The organism is Mesorhizobium sp. M2A.F.Ca.ET.043.02.1.1, from assembly GCF_003952405.1.
Lineage (GTDB): Bacteria > Pseudomonadota > Alphaproteobacteria > Rhizobiales > Rhizobiaceae > Mesorhizobium.
The window spans coordinates 2,257,058-2,274,087 of record NZ_CP034445.1; the positions used below are offsets into that span (position 1 = coordinate 2,257,058).

The window sequence follows — 17,030 nt, forward strand, 5'->3', positions numbered from 1 at the left end:
TCCGTGACGTGTGCCCGCCGCGTTTCGGGGGCATCCACTCCAAAGAGAGAGGGGGCGCTATCATGGCCCAATCATTACCCAGTATTGTTTCCGGTGAAGGCGGTCTCGCCCGTTACCTGGAAGAAATCCGCCGCTTTCCGATGCTTCAGCCGCAGGAAGAGTACATGCTCGCGAAACGCTACGCCGAGCATCAGGACACCACGGCTGCGCACAAGCTCGTCACCAGCCATTTGCGGCTCGTCGCCAAGATTGCCATGGGCTATCGCGGCTACGGCCTGCCGATCGGCGAGGTGATCTCGGAAGGCAATGTCGGCCTCATGCAGGCCGTTAAGAAATTCGAACCGGAGCGTGGTTTCCGGCTCGCCACCTATGCCATGTGGTGGATCAAGGCCTCGATCCAGGAATACATCCTGCGCTCGTGGAGCCTGGTCAAGATGGGCACCACCGCCAACCAGAAGCGTCTGTTCTTCAACCTGCGCAAGGTGAAGGGCAAGATCCAGGCGCTCGATGATGGCGACCTGAAGCCCGACCAGATTGCCGAGATCGCCACCCGCCTCAACGTTTCCGAGGCGGAAGTGGTGTCGATGAACCGCCGCCTGTCGGGCGACGCTTCGCTCAACGCCCCGATCCGGGCGAGCGAGGGCGAGTCCGGCGAATGGCAGGACTGGCTGGTCGACGACCACGAAAGCCAGGAAGAGATGCTGATCGAGCAGGACGAGCTGGAAAGCCGGCGCGCCATGCTGTCGGGCGCTCTGTCGGTGCTCAACGACCGCGAGCGGCGCATCTTCGAGGCGCGCCGCCTTGCCGAAGAGCCGCTGACCCTGGAAGAGCTCTCGGCCGAGTTCGACATCAGCCGCGAGCGCGTGCGCCAGATCGAGGTGCGCGCCTTCGAGAAGGTGCAGGACGCGGTCAAGGCCGCCGCCAAGCGTCAGATGCAGGCGCTACGCACCATCGAAGCGCAGCCGGCGGCTTAAAGCTCAAGGCACGAAATGAAAAAGGCGGCGCTTCGGCGCTGCCTTTTTTTGTTTGGCGAAAGCGGGGAACCAGCCCTTTCTCCCCGTCACTATACGGGGAGAAATGTCCGGCAGGACAATGAGGGCCAGCGCCGACGCTGCGACATTGTCGTTCGAGCAGCGGTTGAGTTTGAATATTGGCGCCATCGCCTCGAATGCCGCGCCGCCCCTCATCCGCCCTTCGGGCACCTTCTCCCCGTGAACGGGGAGAAGGAAAAATCATGCCGTCGGCTGCTTGGTCTTCCTGAGATAAGGCAGCACCGTCTCATACGCCCCAAAACGCTTGACCGCATCCTCGTTGGAGACGGCGGCGGTGATGATCACGTCGTCGCCCTGCTTCCAGTTGGCCGGCGTCGCCACCTGGTGCTTGGCGGTCAGCTGGATGGAATCGATGACGCGCAGGATCTCGTCGAAGTTGCGCCCCGTGGTCATCGGATAGGTCAGCACCAGCTTGATCTTCTTGTCGGGGCCGATGACATAGACCGAGCGCACGGTGGCGTTGTCGGCCGGCGTGCGGCCTTCCGAGCTCTCGCCGGCGCCCGCCGGCAGCATTTCATAGAGCTTGGCGACGTGAAGGTCTTTGTCGCCGATCAGCGGATAGTGCACCGTATGACCGGTGGCGGTCTTAATGTCGGCCTGCCACTTCTCGTGGCTCGACACCGGATCGACCGAGATGCCGATGATCTTGACGTTGCGCTTTTTGAAATCGTCCTCGAGACCCGCCATGGTGCCGAGCTCGGTCGTGCAGACCGGCGTGAAATTCTTCGGATGGCTGAACAGCACCGCCCAGCCGTCGCCGATCCAGTCGTGGAACTTGATGGTGCCCTGCGTGGTCTCGGCCGTGAAATCCGGCGCGACATCGTTGATACGAAGACTCATGACCTGTCCCTACCCTTTTTGAAAACCGTAGCCGGCCTGCGGCTGGCCGTTGCCGGCTGCAAAAGCGTAGCACCATCGCGACGCCGATTAAACGCTCGCGATGATGGTCATGGCCCGCGCGAGGCGAATTTTTTGCGTGACCGCCGGCAATTCGCGGTTGGATTTTCCGTCGGAACGGGTATCAGAGCCGCTCAGGCCTTCTTCACCGCGAGCGTCACCGCGAGATCTTCCATGCGCTGCGCAAGCGCGCCGAGCGCGGTTGTCAGCACGCTGTCGCTCTTGTCGGCCTTGGTCAGCGCCTCGTCGCGCGTCTTGCGCAAGGTCAGCACTTCGCTCTCCATGCCCTTGACGCGCTTGGTAAGCTCCGAGAGTTCGTCCATCACCATGATGCCGGCCATGACGGTAAGCCGCTGGTCGCCGATTTCGCCAAAGGAATCCTTCAGATGCGAGACGTAGCGGTCGAAGCGCTCGGCAAGGTCGATCAGGTGCTCTTCCTGGCCCTCGTCGCAGGCCATGCGATACTGCTTGCCGTCGATGGAAACCGTGACCTGTGCCATTGCCCTACCTGTCCAGAACCGCGCGGATGGTTTCCATGGCGGTCACCAGCCGCCGCGACACTTCCTTGTTGGCGTCTTCCAGACGCTCGGCGCGCGCTTCGGAATTGTCGAGCTCCTGCGCCAGGCGCGAACGGTCGGCGTTCATGCGCTGCACCTCTGCCTCGGCTTCCGAATAATCACGCTCGTGCTCGAGCTTCGCCGCCACGGCGTTTTCCAGCCCTTCCATGGCCTTGCCCAGCCTCGCGATGACTTCCTTGAGGGTCGTTTCCCCGGTCATGGCCTTCGTCCTATGCCCTGCCCATCACCGAATCGCGCGCATTCAGAACGCGTTACCTCGGAAAGATTAGGCGCCGGGTGAAGGGCGCGTCAACAAAGCTCTCGCGACTGTCCCCCGCTATCGCTAATGTAAGGCGCTCGATGCCATCACAAGCCCGGCAAAATCCATCCCGATTTGTTGACTAAAAGGCCGCGCCTGCTATGTGTCGCGGCATCCTTTTCCAAGGGCTCTCCCCAGGCTCCAACCCACTTCCGGAGGAAGCATGACGTCGCGTGAACAACATGATCGGATGGCCAACGCGATCCGTTTCCTTTCCATGGACGCCGTCGAGAAGGCGAACTCCGGTCACCCCGGCCTGCCGATGGGCTGCGCCGACATCGCCACGGTTCTGTTCAGCCGTTTCCTGAAATTCGACGCCAAGGCCCCGCACTGGGCCGACCGCGACCGCTTCATCCTGTCGGCCGGCCACGGCTCGATGCTGCTCTATTCGCTCCTCTACCTCACCGGCTACGAGGACATGACGATTGACCAGATCAAGAACTTCCGCCAGCTCGGCTCCAAGACCGCCGGCCATCCCGAATACGGCCATGCCGCTGGCATCGAGACCACCACCGGTCCGCTCGGCCAGGGCCTTGCCAATTCGGTCGGCTTCGCGCTCGGCGAGCGCATCATGAACGCCGCCTTCGGCAACGACCTCGTCAACCACTACACCTATGTGCTGGCCGGCGACGGCTGCCTGATGGAAGGCGTCTCCCAGGAAGCCATCGCGCTGGCCGGCCATCTGAAGCTCAACAAGCTGATCGTCTTCTGGGACAACAACAACATCTCGATCGACGGCCCGGTCTCACTGGCCGACAACACCGACCAGGTCGCCCGCTTCCAGGCCTCCGGCTGGAACGCCAGCCATATCGACGGCACCGATCCGGAAGCGATCGCCTATGCCATCGAGGCGGCGCGCCATTCCGACAAGCCGACGATGATCGCCTGCAAGACCACCATCGGCTTCGGCGCCCCGACCAAGGCCGGCACCAACAAGGCGCATGGCTCGCCGCTCGGCGCCGAGGAAATCGCCGGCGCCCGCAAATTCTTCAACTGGGAGTCGCCGCCCTTCGAGATTCCGGCCGACATCCTCGACGCCTGGCGCGCCGTCGGCGCCGGCGGCGCCAAGGCGCGCGCCGACTGGGAAGGCCGCCTCGCCAAGGCCGAGCCGAAGCTCAAGGCCGAGTTCGAGCGCCGGATCGCCGGCAAGCTGCCGTCCAACTTCGACGCCGTCATCGCCGACTACAAGAAGAAGCTCTCGGCCGACAAACCGAAGGTCGCCACTCGCAAATCCTCCGAAATGGCGCTGGAAGTCATCAACGGCGCGGTGCCGGAGACTATCGGCGGCTCGGCCGACCTCACCGGCTCCAACAACACCAAGACCAGCCAGACCAAGAACATCACGCCGGACGATTACGGCCAGCGCTATGTCCATTACGGCATCCGCGAGCACGGCATGGCGGCGGCGATCAACGGCCTCACGCTGCATGGCGGCCTGATCGCCTATGGCGGCACGTTCATGTGCTTCTCGGACTATGCCCGTCCTTCGATGCGCCTGGCCTCGCTGATGGGCATCCGCTCCATCTTCGTCATGACGCATGACTCGATCGGCCTCGGCGAGGACGGCCCGACCCACCAGCCGGTCGAGCATCTGGCGGCATTGCGCGCCATCCCGAACCACAATGTCTTCCGTCCGGCCGACGCGGTCGAGACCGCCGAATGTTGGCAAATCGCGATGGAATCCGAAAAGACGCCGTCGACCCTGGCGCTGACCCGCCAGAACCTGCCGACCGTGCGCACCGAGCATTCGGCGAAGAACCTCTCCAGCCAGGGCGCCTATGAGCTCGCCGCGGCAAACGGCGAGGCCGTGGTGACGATCTTCGCCACCGGCTCCGAGGTCGAGATCGCGCTCGGCGCGCGCGACCTGCTCGAAAAGCACGGCCATCCCACCCGCGTCGTCTCGGTGCCCTGTTTCGAGCTGTTCGACCAGCAGAGCGATGACTACCGCAAGGAGACCATCGGCAACGCCAAGGTGAAGGTCGCGATCGAGGCCGGCATCCGCCAGGGCTGGGACCACCTGATCGGCACCGACGGCGTCTTCATCGGCATGCACGGTTTTGGCGCCTCCGGCTCGATCGAGCAACTCTATCCGCATTTCGGCATCACCGCCGAGGCCGCGGCGAAAGCGGTCGAGACTCGTCTGCACGGCTGACCGGCTGCGTCAATTCGCGGGGCCGCAAATAGGCGGCTCCGCCATGCTGGACTAACCTAATCGATTTAAGTTCGACCTTCTGCGGCTGGATTCTTTGGCTCATGGCCGCTATGAAGCAGCGGACCCAATCGCCCCCAGTCCCTAGGGAGAAAACAATGACCGTCAGAGTTGCCATCAACGGATTTGGCCGCATCGGCCGCAACATCCTGCGCGCCATCCATGAATCCGGCCGCAAGGATATCGACGTGGTCGCCGTCAACGACCTCGGCCCGGTCGAGACCAACGCGCATCTGCTTCGCTACGACAGCGTGCATGGCCGCTTCCCGCATGAGGTGACCGTCGACGGCGACCAGATCTCGGTCGGCAAGGAGAAGTTCAAGGTCACCGCGATCAAGGATCCGACCCAGCTGCCGTGGAAGGAACTCGGCGTCGACATCGCGCTCGAATGCACCGGCATCTTCACGGCCCGCGACAAGGCGGCCGCGCACCTCGCCGCCGGCGCCAAGCGCGTCATCGTCTCAGCCCCGGCCGAAGGCGCCGACCTCACCGTCGTCTACGGCATCAACCACGACAAGCTGACCAAGGACCACATCGTCATCTCGAACGCGTCCTGCACCACCAACTGCCTGGCGCCGCTGGCGGCGGTGCTGCATGAGACCGTCGGCATCGAGAAGGGCATGATGACGACGATCCACTCCTACACCGGCGACCAGCCGACGCTCGACACCATGCACAAGGACCTCTACCGCGCCCGCGCCGCGGCGCTGTCGCAGATCCCGACCTCGACCGGTGCCGCCAAGGCGATCGGCCTGGTCCTGCCCGACCTCAAGGGCAAGCTCGACGGCATCTCGATCCGCGTGCCGACCCCGAACGTCTCGGTGGTCGACTTGAAGTTCGTCGCCAAGCGTTCGACCACGCCGCAGGAGATCAACGAAGCGCTGATCGCCGCCTCCAAGGGCAAGCTCAAGGGCGTGCTCTCGGTCACCCATCACCCGAACGTCTCGATCGACTTCAACCACGATCCGCACTCCTCGATCGTGGCCCTCGACCAGACCAAGGTCATGGACGGAAACTTCGTTTCGGTGCTGTCCTGGTACGACAATGAATGGGGCTTCTCGAACCGCATGGGCGACACTGCCGTCGCCTTCGGCAAAACCATCGCCTGATCCAGGCTCGCTAAGCAGTTTCGAACGCCCGGCCCCGGCCGGGCGTTTTCGTTTTAGTCTCGGCGGTTCCGCATGTCGTGGAGATTAGCCGCAACATCAGTCGCTCCGCCCGTGGATGACGAGAGGAAAGCGGCTCCTCCATTTCCCCACGCCAGCAGAATCCAAAAAACCACGCTGTTGCCTTGCACTGGTCATGTCTTCGCCCCACTCTCCCTTAAATCGACAAATGAGAGGGACTTGAGGGGCACTGGCGGATGGAGCATGCGATCTATCTCGTGACGCTGGTCGGCACGGCGCTCATTGTTGCCGCCGCGTTTTCGAGCCTGATCGCCTTCCGCTTCGGCGCTCCTTTGCTGCTCCTCTTTCTCTGCATCGGGCTTGCCACCGGCGTCGACGGCCTCGGCATCGAATTCGACAACGCGCGGCTGGCTTATTTTGCCGGCTCACTGGCTTTGGCCATCATCCTGTTCGACTCTGGTTTCGGCACCCCGCTCAACGCGCTGAAGCAAGCGGCCGGGCCGGCACTGTCGCTGGCCACGATAGGCGTCATCCTGACCACCGGCATCTTTGCCGTCGCCGCCTCCTATTTTCTCAAGCTCAGCTGGCTGGAATCCTCGCTGCTCGGCGCCGCCGTCGCCTCGACCGACGCGGCCGCCGTGTTCTTCCTGCTCCGCGCCGGCGAGATCCATCTGCGCGAGCGCGTGCGATCGACGCTCGAAGTGGAATCCGGCACCAACGACCCGATCGCCATCTTCCTCACCATCACCCTGGTCGAGATCATCGCCGCGCATGCAAACCCCGAGGCCAATGTGCTGGCCGCCAATCTCTTGCTCGGCTTCCTCGCCAATATGGGGCTCGGCGCCGTGATCGGCGTCCTCGGCGGCTTCGGCATCGTGCGTCTGGTCGAGCGGCTCAACCTGGATCACGGCCTGCTGCCGATCTTCGTGCTGACGCTGTCGCTGATGGTGTTTGCCGCCGCCGGCGCGGTCGGCGGCTCAGGCTTCCTCGCCGTCTACCTTGCCGGGCTGATCGCCGGCAATTCCGACATCCGCGCCGTCACCATCCTGAGGCGTTTCCAGGACGGCATGTCGTGGCTGGCGCAGATCATCATGTTCCTGATCCTCGGCCTGTTCGCCACACCCTCGCAGTTCCCGGCGATCCTGGTGCCGGCGGTGCTGCTCGGCCTGTTCCTGATCTTCGTCGCGCGGCCTTTGGCCGTCTGGCTCTGCCTGATCCCCTTCCGCCTGCCGCGTCCCGAGGTCGCCTTCGTGTCCTGGGTCGGCCTGCGCGGCGCGGTCTCGATCCTGCTTGCCATCACGCCGCTGCTCGGCGGCCTCGAGCATGGCCGCCTGATCTTCAACGCTGCCTTCATCATCGTGCTTGTGTCGCTGGTGGTGCAGGGCTGGACGGTCGGTCCCCTGGCGCGCCGCCTCGGCCTGATCGTGCCGGCCCGTCTCGGGCCCCTGGACAAGGTGGAGCTCGAATTGCCGGGCTCAGCCCATCACGAGCTGCTCGCCTATCGCGTGGCGCCCGGCAGCCCGGTTGCGCGCGGCGAGCGCATCCCGCGCTGGGCAAGGCCCTCGCTGGTGCTGCGCGACGGCCGCTCGATGCGCTTTCAGGACATGGGCCGTCTCACCGCTGGCGACCAGGTCTATATCTTCGTGCCGGATCGCTATCCGCGCCTGCTCGACAAGCTTTTCGCCAGCCGCGCCGTGGTCGACCCCGAGGACGCCGACTTCTTCGGCGCCTTTGCCGTCGATCCGGCCCGCTCCGCGGCGGAGCTGGAAGCGGCCTATGGGCCCGGCCTTACCGAGGCCGAACAGAAGCTCACCGTCGCGGCGCTCGTTACCGAGCGGCTCGGCGGCCATGCCGAATATGCCGACCGCGTGATGATCGGGCCGATCGAGCTGATCGTGCGCGACGTCGACGAGAAAGGCCGGATCACCGGGCTCGGCCTGTCCTTCGAGCCGACCGCGCCGGTGGCGCGCGTGCCGGTGTTCATGAGCGCCGGCGAGATCGGCGATCGCATAGCGGCCCTGATTCGCAACTGGCGCAGGCCGGTGGAAAAGCAGCCGGTCGAGGACGTACCGATCGATCCCGTGGCGCCGGCACTGGGCGAGCAAAAGGCAACCGGCGAAGGCTGATGTCTCATGGCGACATCATTTTTGCGCGCGCGCTTTAACGCGGCTCTTGCATCGCCGCCGCTGCCGGGTAAGGTCCCCGCGTTTTCGCTAGAGCAATTCCATGAAAAGTGTGGGCGGCTTTCCGTCCGGAATTGCCTCACGCACCAGGAAGGAACGACCATGGCCCGCTTCAAGACACTCGATGACATCGGCGCCGTCAGCGGCAAGCGCGTCCTGGTGCGCATCGACCTCAACGTTCCTGTCGCCGACGGCAAGGTGACCGACGCCACTCGCATCGAGCGCATCGCGCCGACCATCGCCGAGCTCTCGAAAAAAGGCGCCAAGGTCATCCTGCTTGCGCACTTCGGCCGTCCGAAGGACGGTCCGTCGGCCGAATTCTCGCTGGAGCCGATCGCCAGGGCCACGGCCGAGGTTCTCGGCCTCCCCGTCCGCTTCGCCGCCGACTGTATCGGCGACAAAGCCGCCGAAGGCGTTGCCGCCATGAAGGACGGCGACGTGCTGCTGCTCGAAAACACCCGCTTCTACAAGGCCGAGGAGAAGAATGACCCGGCCTTCACGGAAAAGCTCGCCGCCAATGGCGACATCTATGTCAACGACGCCTTCTCCGCCGCGCACCGCGCGCATGCGTCGACCGAAGGCCTGGCGCACCGGCTGCCGGCCTATGCCGGCCGCACCATGCAGGCCGAGCTCGACGCGCTGGAAAAGGGTCTCGGCAACCCGGTACGGCCGGTGGTCGCCATTGTCGGCGGCGCCAAGGTCTCGACCAAGATCGACCTTTTGATGAACCTGGTGAAGAAGGTCGACGCGCTGGTGATCGGCGGCGGCATGGCTAACACCTTCCTGGCCGCGCGTGGCACCGATGTCGGCAAGTCGCTTTGCGAGCACGACCTTGCCGGCACCGCCAAGCAGATCATGATCGAGGCGGCGGAAGCTGGCTGCGCCATCATCCTGCCCGCCGACGGCGTGGTGGCCAAGGAATTCAAGGCGGGTGCCGCGAGCGAGACCGTTGCCATCGATGCCGTGCCGGCGGACGGCATGATCCTCGATGTCGGCGCAAAGACCGTGCAGAGCGTTACCGACTGGATCGACCGCGCCGCGACCTTGGTGTGGAATGGCCCGCTCGGCGCCTTCGAGATAGAGCCCTTCGATCGCGCCACGGTGGCGGCGGCAAAGCACGCGGCCGCCCGCACCAAGGCAGGCAAGCTGGTCTCGGTCGCCGGCGGCGGCGACACGGTGGCCGCCCTCAACCATGCCGGCGTCGCCGACGACTTCACTTATGTCTCGACCGCCGGCGGTGCCTTCCTCGAATGGATGGAAGGCAAGCCGCTGCCCGGCGTCGAAGTGCTGAAGCGGTAAACAGTCCGAGACAAGGCAAAGCCAGCGCGGCTTTCAATCGATTCGCGCTTTCCGGGGTCATTCCTTTGGCGATAATGTTCTGCTAGCGCGGAACAAACGCAGCGTAGGAGAGCACCCATGAGCGAACGTCTCGAAGATATCGCCACCGCGATGGTGAGCGGCGGCAAGGGCCTTTTGGCCGCCGATGAGAGCTCCGGCACCATCAAGAAACGTTTCGACGTCATCGGCGTCGAGTCGACCGCCGACAACCGGCGCGACTATCGCGAGATGATGTTCCGCGCCAAGGAAGCGATGTCCAAATACATCTCCGGCGTCATCCTCTACGATGAGACCATCCGCCAGAAGGCCGCCGACGGCACGCCGCTGGTCGACATCATCAAGGCGGCAGGTTCCATTCCGGGCATCAAGGTCGATCTCGGCGCCAAGCCCCTGGCGGGCTTTCCCGGCGACACCATCACCGAGGGCCTCGACGGCCTGCGCGAGCGGCTTGCCGACTACTACAAGCTCGGCGCCCGTTTCGCCAAATGGCGCGCGGTGATCGATATCGACACCGGCAAGGGCGTACCCTCGGCCAACTCGATCGCCTCGAACAGCCATGCGCTGGCCCGCTATGCCGCGCTCTGCCAGGAGGCGGGCATCGTGCCGATCGTAGAGCCGGAAGTGCTGATGGACGGCGCGCATTCGATCGACACCTGCTACGACGTCACCAAGGCGACGCTGGTCAAGCTCTATGACGAGCTCTATGCGGCGCGCGTCGTGCTGGAAGGCTCGATCCTGAAGCCCAACATGGTCATCTCCGGCAAGAAGTCGGGCAGGACCGACAGCCCCGAGGAAATCGCCGAAAAGACGATAAAACTGTTCCGCGAAGTGGTGCCGGCGGCAGTGCCGGGCATCGCCTTCCTGTCCGGCGGCCAGGAGGACGAGGAAGCGACGGCCAACCTCAACGCCATCAACGCCATCGGCCCGCATCCGTGGAAGCTGACCTTCTCCTATGGCCGCGCGCTGCAGGCCGCGCCGCAAAAGGCATGGAGCGGCAAGGCCTCGAACGTCGCCGCCGGCCAGGCCGCCTTCACCCACCGCGCCCATATGAACCATCTGGCGGCGCTCGGGAAATGGCAGCCGGCGCTTGAGAAAGCCGCCTGACGCCATCTCTTCCAATTCCAACAGAAGCCCGGGCTCATGGCCCGGGTTTTGTTTTTTGCGGGCCGCGTTCCTACCTGAGCAGCGAAACAACGGCGACTGTGTCGGGTTGAGCCGATGTCGAACGTCCTTGGCGGGAGAGGACAGGAGATGGTCATGCAACGCAATGCCGTGGTTTCACGCGAGGACTGGTTCGAGGCACATCGCAATCATTTGGAACGCGAGAAGGAGCTGACACGCTTCCGCGACCTTGTCGCCGCCGAGCGGCGGCAGCTGCCCTGGTTCAAGCTGCGCAAGGATTATGTCTTCGAGAGCGAAGCGGGACCGAAGCGTCTTGGCGATCTCTTTGCCGGCAAGAGCCAGCTCATCGTCTATCATTTCATGATGACGCCGGGTTGCGACCACCGTTGCCAGGGCTGCTCGTTCCTCGCCGACCATATCGACGGCGCCAACCAGCATCTCAAGCACCACGACGTATCCCTGGTCGTCGTCTCGCGCGCGGCGCTGACCGAGATCCTGCCTTACAAGCAGCGCATGGGCTGGAAGTTCGACTGGGTATCGTCCTATGCATCGGACTTCAACTTCGACCTGCAGGTCTCCTTCACCGACAGGCAGATCGCGGCCGGCGACACGACCTACAATTTCGAGAAGCGACCGTTGCGGTCGAAAGACCTGCCCGGCACCAGCGTCTTCTACCGCGACGGCAATGGCGACATCTTCCTCACCTTCCTGTCGCGCGCCCGCGGCGGCGACGCGCTGATCGGCGCCTATCATTATCTCGACATGACGCCGAAGGGCCGCGGCGAGACCGGCCCCTATCACAACCTGATGGATTGGGTGCGCCTCCACGACGAATACCAGGACGAGGACCGGCCGGACTGCTGCGCGTGATCATCTCGTTCACCTGGGCCTGAAGATGCGCTAAGGCTTCCCGCTGTTTTCAACGGATTTGCCATGCAGCGCCTGCTTGCCCTCCTCACCTGGCTCGCTTTCCCGGTCTATGTATGGCAGGGGTTCGGCGTGCGCCGCCGGACTTCGCGCATGCTGCCGGCGCGAGGTCCGGTCCTGCACGAAATACCGGGCAAGGCGCCGCCCGTGGCGTTGCTGGTCCTAGGCGATTCCTCGGCAGCATCGGTCGGCATCGAGCAATCCGAACACGGGCTTGCGGCGCAGCTTGCGGGGCTGATCGCCGAGCGAACCGGCCGAGCCGTGCGCTGGCGCGCCGCCGGCTTCAATTCGGCGACATCCGGCCAGATCCGCGACCATGTCCTGCCCAATCTGTCGGCCGACCCATGGACGCATATCGTGCTCGCCATCGGCACCAACGACACCAAGAACTTTCACTCCGTGCCGCGCTTCAAGAAGGAGTTCGGCGGGCTGCTCTACGCGCTACGCGCCAAATGGCCGGAGCGCGCGTGGTCTGGTCGCCGGTGCTGGAATTCACCCGCGCACCGGCAATGCCGCCATTGCTGGGCCGGATCCTCGAGATCCGCGCCACGGAAATGAACCGCATGGGCGTGCGCCTCTGCAACGAACGCGGCGCCGTGCCCGCCTCGCGCCTGCCGATCACCAATCCCGAAGCCGGCTTCGCGTCCGACGGCTTCCACGCCTCGGAAGCAGGTTATCGCGCCTGGGCCGAGCATCTGCTGGATTTCGTCATGGGTAACTGCGCTGAGGTACGTTGAGATTCAGGTCAGGGCGAGCCGAGAATTGCGACTTCCGAGATCGCAGGCTTGTCGGGCAAGGCTATCAGCGTCCATTTGGGGTAGTCAGCGCAAACGCTGGCGATGAGCTGGAGGCTCCCGAACCTCGTCATTCCAGGGCGGAGCAAGGAGCGAAGCGACGCGCGCAGACCCTGGAATCCATGCCGTTACCTGGACCGAAATGTGCAACGGTGCAGAGTTCTGGACCGCCGCGGCGCTTCCAAGTCACGGCAGGGATCCTCGGGTCTGCGCGCGTCGCTTCGCCCGTGGATGACGACCGCGATAAGCGTCTCAGCTAATCGCCGAGGCGTGGGACCTGCCAACGCACACTAACCAGGTCAAAACTTCTGCGTTAAGGAACTAAGCCCAATGACCCAAGACAGCGGCAAGCGAGATGGCCGCCATCGCAAGCAGCGCCAGCTTCCAGAAATCGCCGCGCCGCTTCAGCCCCGGCCAGCCCAGCGGCCTGATGACCTGGATCAGCATGATGCCGCAGATGACTAGGGCGAGCAGTTTCGTCATTCCGCCTTTGACCAGTAACGATGGCGGCTGTCAAAGCTGTTCTTGAGACCCCACCGGGCCGAGCACTCCTGACAGGAATCGGCTTCATCCAGGCCCTGCGGGGGGCACCGTGCCGCCTTCTTCCGCACCCTGCCCACCTCCTGACAGACTGCTGTCAGGAGGGGTGTGAGATACTCCTCTCATCGAAAAGAGAGGAGTGAGGTCATGAACGGTTTTACCATCCTGCGCAGCGTGCAGCACTATGTCGGCCGGATCCGCACCGTGCGCAACGAGATCCGCACCCAGCGTTTCCTGAACACCTTGCCGGCGGACATCCGCAAGGACATTGGCTGGCCGGACCTTTACACGGGCCGCGTGCGGGAAAACTGAAATTTTGCCGCCACGACTTGGATTGTGGCGACACCGCGCCCAGATGTATTGGCGGCCAGTGATGTTGAGTACAGGGAAGAAGCCTTTGCTTGGTAGCTTGCCGCAGCCTCCTGACAGTATGTTGTCAGGAGGAATGCGGTATTTGGAGCGGCTTCGATCCTGACAACAACGAACATGATCCGACGATCCGGAGTAATCCGCGTATGGTGAAAAGCTGGAACGACAGGCTTAACACGCCAGGCATCAACGGCATCAAACCGTCGCCGCGCACGGTCGGCGATGTCGTCGAAGGCCAGTCGATGCTGGTGCCGACCGCGCGCAAGCGCGAAGGGCTAAAGCCATAAACCCCGGGGGAGAAACCGATGCGCCGCGCCGACAGGCTTTTCCAGATCGTGCAGCATTTGCGGGGTGGCCGGCTGGTCACCGCGCAGAAGCTCGGCACGTGGCTCGAGGTTTCCGAGCGCACCATTTACCGCGACATAGCCGACCTGCAGTCGACCGGCGTGCCGATCGACGGCGAAGCGGGCGTCGGCTACATGATGAGGGAAGGTTTCGACCTTCCGCCGCTGATGTTCACACGTGACGAGATCGTGGCGCTGGTTGCCGGCGCCCGCATGGTGCGCGCCTTTGGCGGCGCCGCGATGGCAAGGGCCGCCGACGAGGCGCTGGTCAAGATCGGCGCGGTGCTTCCCGATACCGAGAAGGACCGCATCGCCCGCACCGAGATCCACACGCCGATGTGGGTGGTGAGCGACGCCGCGCGCGAGGCGATCGACCTGATCGAGCGCGCGGTCGAGAAACGCCAGGTGCTGACCATCGACTATTCCGACGAGGCCGGGCGCGGCACCGCGCGCGACATCAGGCCGCTCGGCCTGTGGTTCTGGGGCAAGGTCTGGACCCTGGTTGCCTGGTGCGAGATGCGCGACGATTTCCGCGCCTTCCGCATCGACCGCATCGCTTCGGTCGTCATCGCCGGCCGCACCTTCAAGCCGGAGCGCGGCAAGCAGCTCGCCGATTTCTACCGAGCTGTCGAGCGCTCGGAGGATTACGGCATGGCGCCCGACCGCGCCGCGCGGACGTGACTTCCTCCCAAGCCATTGTCCAACAAAAAAGCCCGCTCGAAGCGGGCTTTTTTGTTGAGCGCTCCGGAAGGCTCACTCCTCGCCTTCATCCTTGTCCTTCGACTTGAGCGCCGAGAGCTTGGCGAACACCGCGTTGGCATCGAGCTCCTGGTCTTCATCCTTCGGCTTCTCCGGCGCCGGCACCAGCCGTTCGGTGAGGGCGGCGGGCAGCAGCGTGTCGCCGACGGGCTGCGGCTGCTCGCGGCCGCGCGAGGCGCGGTTGACCTCGAGGTCGAGGTCGATCTGCGAGGTGAGGCCGAGCGTCACCGGATCCATCGGCTGCAGATTGGCCGAGTTCCAGTGCTTGCGCTCGCGGATCTGCTCGATGGTCGACTTGGTGGTGCCTACGAGACGGGCAATCTGCGCATCCTTGAGCTCGGGGTGGTTGCGCACCAGCCAAAGGATGGCGTTCGGCCGGTCCTGGCGCTTCGACAGCGGCGTGTAGCGCGGGCCCTTGCGCTTCGATTCCGGCACCCGAACCTTCGGCTCCGACAGCTTCAGCCGGTAGTTGATGTCCTTCTCGCCGCGCGCAATCTCGTCGCGCGTCAGCTGGCCGGTGATGATCGGGTCCATGCCCTTGATGCCCTGCGCCGACTCGCCGTCCGCGATCGCTTTGACCTCGAGCGGATGCAACCCGCAGAACTGCGCGATCTGCTCGAAGGAGAGCGCGGTGTTGTCGACCAGCCAGACGGCGGTCGCCTTGGGCATCAGCAGCGTATTGGCCATGTCAAAAATCCTTCTCGTTCGCCCGCGTTCCCGCGCGGGCGGTGGTTTTAGAGCCACCAAAATGGGAAATTCGCGGCCTGTATAAACGCTCCCTCGAATTTTCGCAATGTTTTTGGAAAAGGGCTGATTCACAGCCATTAAAAGACAAAACCCGCTGGACGAGGTCCAGCGGGCTTGGAACCGGAAACGAAGCAAGCGTCTCGACGGCTCTTGCTTGCCTGTCCAGCCTGGCCCTGTGGCCGGGCTGGTTTTGATTACACCGCCTGACGGGCAATGCGCTCGATGTCGGCGCGGTTGATGCCGAGGTCGCTGAGCTGGCGGGCATTGAGCTTGTTCAATTCGCGCACGGTCTCGTTGTACATGCGCCACTTACGGAAAGCACGGATCGGGTTCATTTCAGTTTCTCCAGTCGTTTGATGAAATCGTTTGATGCCGCGTAAATAGGCATGCCTGCCCAAGAAATGAACGGACGCTTTTGCATGGCCGCAATGCGTTTTGTGCATTGCACCATTAACGATGCGTTCAGCTTGGAACAGGGGACAAGCGCGGACCCAGGATGGGTCGAGATTCAGGTCAGGCCGAGCCGAAAATGGTGGCGCTCGAGAACCGGAGCGGAGCGTACTTCCGCATGTCCCGGAAAAGTGGTTCCGGTTTTCCGATAAGGGACATGCGGCTCCAAAAATACGTGAGCACCGGAAGCGCAGGAAGCCGCCGTTCGCAGGCCGGCCTCACCTGAAAATCGGCCAATCCTACCCGACGTCGAGGACGATCTTGCCTATATGCTCGCCCTCTTCCATCCGCTCATGCGCCCGCCAGGCTTCGGTCAGGGGAAAGATCATGTCCATGACCGGAGCCACCTTGCGCGTGCCGAGCAGCGGCCATACCTGGGCCTCCAGCGCGGCGGCGATCGCCGCCTTGAACTCGACGGTGCGCGGACGAAGCGTCGAGCCGGTATGGGTCAGGCGCTTGACCATCAGCGTCGCGAAATTGGTGGTTGCGACAGCGCCGGCCTGCACGGCGATCTGGACGATCCGCCCCTCGACGGCCGCGGCCTCGTAGTTGCGCGCGACATAGTCGCCGCCGACCATGTCGAGGATGACGTCGGCGCCCTTGCCGCCGGTCGCATCCTTGACCGCGGCGACGAAATCCTCCTCGCGATAATTGATCGCCCGGTCGGCGCCGAGCTTGAGGCAGGCGTCGCATTTGTCCTTGCTGCCGGCGGTGGTGAAAACAGTGGCGCCGAAGGCCGAAGCAAGTTGGATGGCGGTGGTGCCGATGCCGGACGAGCCGCCATGGACAAGCAGCGTCTCGCCCTTCTTGAGCCCGCCGCGCTCGAACACATTGTGCCAGACGGTAAAGTAGTTCTCCGGCACGGCCGCGGCTTCCGAATAGGTGAAGCCGGCCGGGATCGGCAGCACGCTGCCGGCATGGACCTTGACATATTCGGCATAGCCGCCGCCCGGCGTCAGCGCGCAGACCCGGTCGCCGATGCGCCAGCGCGATATGTCGTCGCCGAGCGCCGCGATCTCGCCGGCGACCTCGAGTCCAGGCAGGTCCGAGGCGCCAGGCGGCGGCGGATAGACACCCTTGCGCTGCTGCACGTCGGGTCGGTTGACCCCGGCTGCGTGCACCCGGATCAGCACTTCGCCGGGGCCGGGGACCGGCACGTCGCGGGTTTCCGGCTTGAGCACCCTGGGACCGCCGGGTTGCGAGATCGCGATGGCTGTCATCTTCTCCGGGATCCTGTCCTTGTTCGCCATCGCTGTCCCGTCTCCTCGAATCCTGTCTTGTCACAGTGGTTTGCAT

General features: G+C 64.1%; 18 protein-coding genes and 1 pseudogene. 11 read left to right on the forward strand and 8 right to left on the reverse strand.

What is annotated here, in order from left to right; translation table 11 throughout:
• Positions 1–62 precede the first annotated feature (62 nt).
• Positions 63–974: an RNA polymerase sigma factor RpoH gene (rpoH, locus tag EJ068_RS10740; RefSeq protein ID WP_126064089.1), complete on the forward strand. Its 912-nt coding sequence runs from the start codon at positions 63–65 to the stop codon at positions 972–974.
• A 3-nt stretch (positions 975–977) separates the two neighbouring features.
• Here rpoH and EJ068_RS10745 read toward each other — a convergent pair whose 3' ends face one another.
• The 4 genes from EJ068_RS10745 to EJ068_RS10760 all read right to left on the reverse strand — a co-directional run bounded on the left by EJ068_RS10745 (position 978) and on the right by EJ068_RS10760 (position 2,726).
• Complete coding sequence (locus EJ068_RS10745; RefSeq protein ID WP_127250515.1) at positions 978–1,187, reverse strand: hypothetical protein; 210 nt, start codon at positions 1,185–1,187, stop codon at positions 978–980.
• 45 nt (positions 1,188–1,232) lie between these two features.
• Positions 1,233–1,892 carry a peroxiredoxin gene (locus EJ068_RS10750; RefSeq protein WP_126080835.1) on the reverse strand — a complete coding sequence of 220 codons (660 nt, stop codon included), beginning with the start codon at positions 1,890–1,892 and terminating at the stop codon, positions 1,233–1,235.
• Positions 1,893–2,083: 191 nt separating this feature from the next.
• Complete coding sequence (locus EJ068_RS10755; RefSeq protein WP_042641578.1) at positions 2,084–2,449, reverse strand: cell division protein ZapA; 366 nt, start codon at positions 2,447–2,449, stop codon at positions 2,084–2,086.
• Positions 2,450–2,453: 4 nt separating this feature from the next.
• A complete protein-coding gene (locus tag EJ068_RS10760) occupies positions 2,454–2,726 on the reverse strand; it encodes a DUF4164 domain-containing protein (protein ID WP_023763725.1) in 273 nt (90 codons plus the stop codon).
• A gap of 262 nt (positions 2,727–2,988) precedes the next feature.
• Between EJ068_RS10760 and tkt the strand changes: the two genes are divergently transcribed.
• From tkt to EJ068_RS10795, 7 genes and pseudogenes are all read left to right on the forward strand, one after another.
• On the forward strand, positions 2,989–4,977 hold the full coding sequence (gene tkt / locus EJ068_RS10765) for a transketolase (RefSeq protein WP_127250516.1): 1,989 nt from the start codon (positions 2,989–2,991) through the stop codon (positions 4,975–4,977).
• 155 nt (positions 4,978–5,132) lie between these two features.
• On the forward strand, positions 5,133–6,143 hold the full coding sequence (gene gap, locus EJ068_RS10770) for a type I glyceraldehyde-3-phosphate dehydrogenase (protein ID WP_126080833.1): 1,011 nt from the start codon (positions 5,133–5,135) through the stop codon (positions 6,141–6,143).
• Positions 6,144–6,397: 254 nt separating this feature from the next.
• Positions 6,398–8,287, forward strand: coding sequence for a potassium/proton antiporter (locus EJ068_RS10775; RefSeq protein WP_245463397.1), 1,890 nt, complete (start codon positions 6,398–6,400; stop codon positions 8,285–8,287).
• 159 nt (positions 8,288–8,446) lie between these two features.
• Positions 8,447–9,643, forward strand: coding sequence for a phosphoglycerate kinase (locus EJ068_RS10780; RefSeq protein WP_127250518.1), 1,197 nt, complete (start codon positions 8,447–8,449; stop codon positions 9,641–9,643).
• 117 nt (positions 9,644–9,760) lie between these two features.
• Entirely contained in the window at positions 9,761–10,786 is a 1,026-nt protein-coding gene (locus EJ068_RS10785) for a class I fructose-bisphosphate aldolase (RefSeq protein ID WP_127250520.1), read from the forward strand.
• 153 nt (positions 10,787–10,939) lie between these two features.
• Positions 10,940–11,674 carry a thioredoxin family protein gene (locus tag EJ068_RS10790; protein WP_128298096.1) on the forward strand — a complete coding sequence of 245 codons (735 nt, stop codon included), beginning with the start codon at positions 10,940–10,942 and terminating at the stop codon, positions 11,672–11,674.
• Between the two features lie 63 nt (positions 11,675–11,737).
• Positions 11,738–12,468, forward strand: a pseudogene (locus tag EJ068_RS10795) (SGNH/GDSL hydrolase family protein).
• Positions 12,469–12,846: 378 nt separating this feature from the next.
• Here the strand turns inward: EJ068_RS10795 and EJ068_RS10800 are convergent.
• Entirely contained in the window at positions 12,847–13,008 is a 162-nt protein-coding gene (locus EJ068_RS10800; protein ID WP_127250524.1) for a hypothetical protein, read from the reverse strand.
• 204 nt (positions 13,009–13,212) lie between these two features.
• Here EJ068_RS10800 and EJ068_RS10805 point away from each other — a divergent pair, with 204 nt between their 5' ends.
• The 3 genes from EJ068_RS10805 to EJ068_RS10810 all read left to right on the forward strand — a co-directional run bounded on the left by EJ068_RS10805 (position 13,213) and on the right by EJ068_RS10810 (position 14,459).
• Complete coding sequence (locus tag EJ068_RS10805; protein WP_116397974.1) at positions 13,213–13,377, forward strand: hypothetical protein; 165 nt, start codon at positions 13,213–13,215, stop codon at positions 13,375–13,377.
• Positions 13,378–13,580: 203 nt separating this feature from the next.
• Positions 13,581–13,721, forward strand: a complete 141-nt coding sequence (locus EJ068_RS32550) for a hypothetical protein (protein WP_189342604.1) — start codon at positions 13,581–13,583, stop codon at positions 13,719–13,721.
• An 18-nt stretch (positions 13,722–13,739) separates the two neighbouring features.
• Positions 13,740–14,459: a YafY family protein gene (locus EJ068_RS10810; protein WP_042641559.1), complete on the forward strand. Its 720-nt coding sequence runs from the start codon at positions 13,740–13,742 to the stop codon at positions 14,457–14,459.
• Between the two features lie 72 nt (positions 14,460–14,531).
• On the opposite strand, the gene EJ068_RS10815 is transcribed toward EJ068_RS10810, so the two are convergent.
• The 3 genes from EJ068_RS10815 to EJ068_RS10825 form a co-directional block, all read right to left on the reverse strand.
• The gene (locus EJ068_RS10815) at positions 14,532–15,224 is read right to left on the reverse strand and encodes a DUF1013 domain-containing protein (RefSeq protein WP_127250526.1); all 693 of its coding nucleotides are present in this window, start codon (positions 15,222–15,224) and stop codon (positions 14,532–14,534) included.
• 254 nt (positions 15,225–15,478) lie between these two features.
• Positions 15,479–15,619: a DUF1127 domain-containing protein gene (locus EJ068_RS10820; RefSeq protein ID WP_071074868.1), complete on the reverse strand. Its 141-nt coding sequence runs from the start codon at positions 15,617–15,619 to the stop codon at positions 15,479–15,481.
• Positions 15,620–15,973: 354 nt separating this feature from the next.
• Entirely contained in the window at positions 15,974–16,984 is a 1,011-nt protein-coding gene (locus EJ068_RS10825; RefSeq protein ID WP_128315574.1) for an NAD(P)H-quinone oxidoreductase, read from the reverse strand.
• Between the last annotated feature and the right edge of the window lie 46 nt (positions 16,985–17,030).

Coding starts and splice junctions, on each gene's coding strand:
- rpoH (WP_126064089.1), top strand. CDS start 63: ATGGCCCAATCATTACCCAGTATTGTTTCCGGTGAAGGCGGTCTCGCC.
- EJ068_RS10745 (WP_127250515.1), bottom strand. CDS start 1,187: ATGAGGGGCGGCGCGGCATTCGAGGCGATGGCGCCAATATTCAAACTC.
- EJ068_RS10750 (WP_126080835.1), bottom strand. CDS start 1,892: ATGAGTCTTCGTATCAACGATGTCGCGCCGGATTTCACGGCCGAGACC.
- EJ068_RS10755 (WP_042641578.1), bottom strand. CDS start 2,449: ATGGCACAGGTCACGGTTTCCATCGACGGCAAGCAGTATCGCATGGCC.
- EJ068_RS10760 (WP_023763725.1), bottom strand. CDS start 2,726: ATGACCGGGGAAACGACCCTCAAGGAAGTCATCGCGAGGCTGGGCAAG.
- tkt (WP_127250516.1), top strand. CDS start 2,989: ATGACGTCGCGTGAACAACATGATCGGATGGCCAACGCGATCCGTTTC.
- gap (WP_126080833.1), top strand. CDS start 5,133: ATGACCGTCAGAGTTGCCATCAACGGATTTGGCCGCATCGGCCGCAAC.
- EJ068_RS10775 (WP_245463397.1), top strand. CDS start 6,398: ATGGAGCATGCGATCTATCTCGTGACGCTGGTCGGCACGGCGCTCATT.
- EJ068_RS10780 (WP_127250518.1), top strand. CDS start 8,447: ATGGCCCGCTTCAAGACACTCGATGACATCGGCGCCGTCAGCGGCAAG.
- EJ068_RS10785 (WP_127250520.1), top strand. CDS start 9,761: ATGAGCGAACGTCTCGAAGATATCGCCACCGCGATGGTGAGCGGCGGC.
- EJ068_RS10790 (WP_128298096.1), top strand. CDS start 10,940: ATGCAACGCAATGCCGTGGTTTCACGCGAGGACTGGTTCGAGGCACAT.
- EJ068_RS10800 (WP_127250524.1), bottom strand. CDS start 13,008: ATGACGAAACTGCTCGCCCTAGTCATCTGCGGCATCATGCTGATCCAG.
- EJ068_RS10805 (WP_116397974.1), top strand. CDS start 13,213: ATGAACGGTTTTACCATCCTGCGCAGCGTGCAGCACTATGTCGGCCGG.
- EJ068_RS32550 (WP_189342604.1), top strand. CDS start 13,581: ATGGTGAAAAGCTGGAACGACAGGCTTAACACGCCAGGCATCAACGGC.
- EJ068_RS10810 (WP_042641559.1), top strand. CDS start 13,740: ATGCGCCGCGCCGACAGGCTTTTCCAGATCGTGCAGCATTTGCGGGGT.
- EJ068_RS10815 (WP_127250526.1), bottom strand. CDS start 15,224: ATGGCCAATACGCTGCTGATGCCCAAGGCGACCGCCGTCTGGCTGGTC.
- EJ068_RS10820 (WP_071074868.1), bottom strand. CDS start 15,619: ATGAACCCGATCCGTGCTTTCCGTAAGTGGCGCATGTACAACGAGACC.
- EJ068_RS10825 (WP_128315574.1), bottom strand. CDS start 16,984: ATGGCGAACAAGGACAGGATCCCGGAGAAGATGACAGCCATCGCGATC.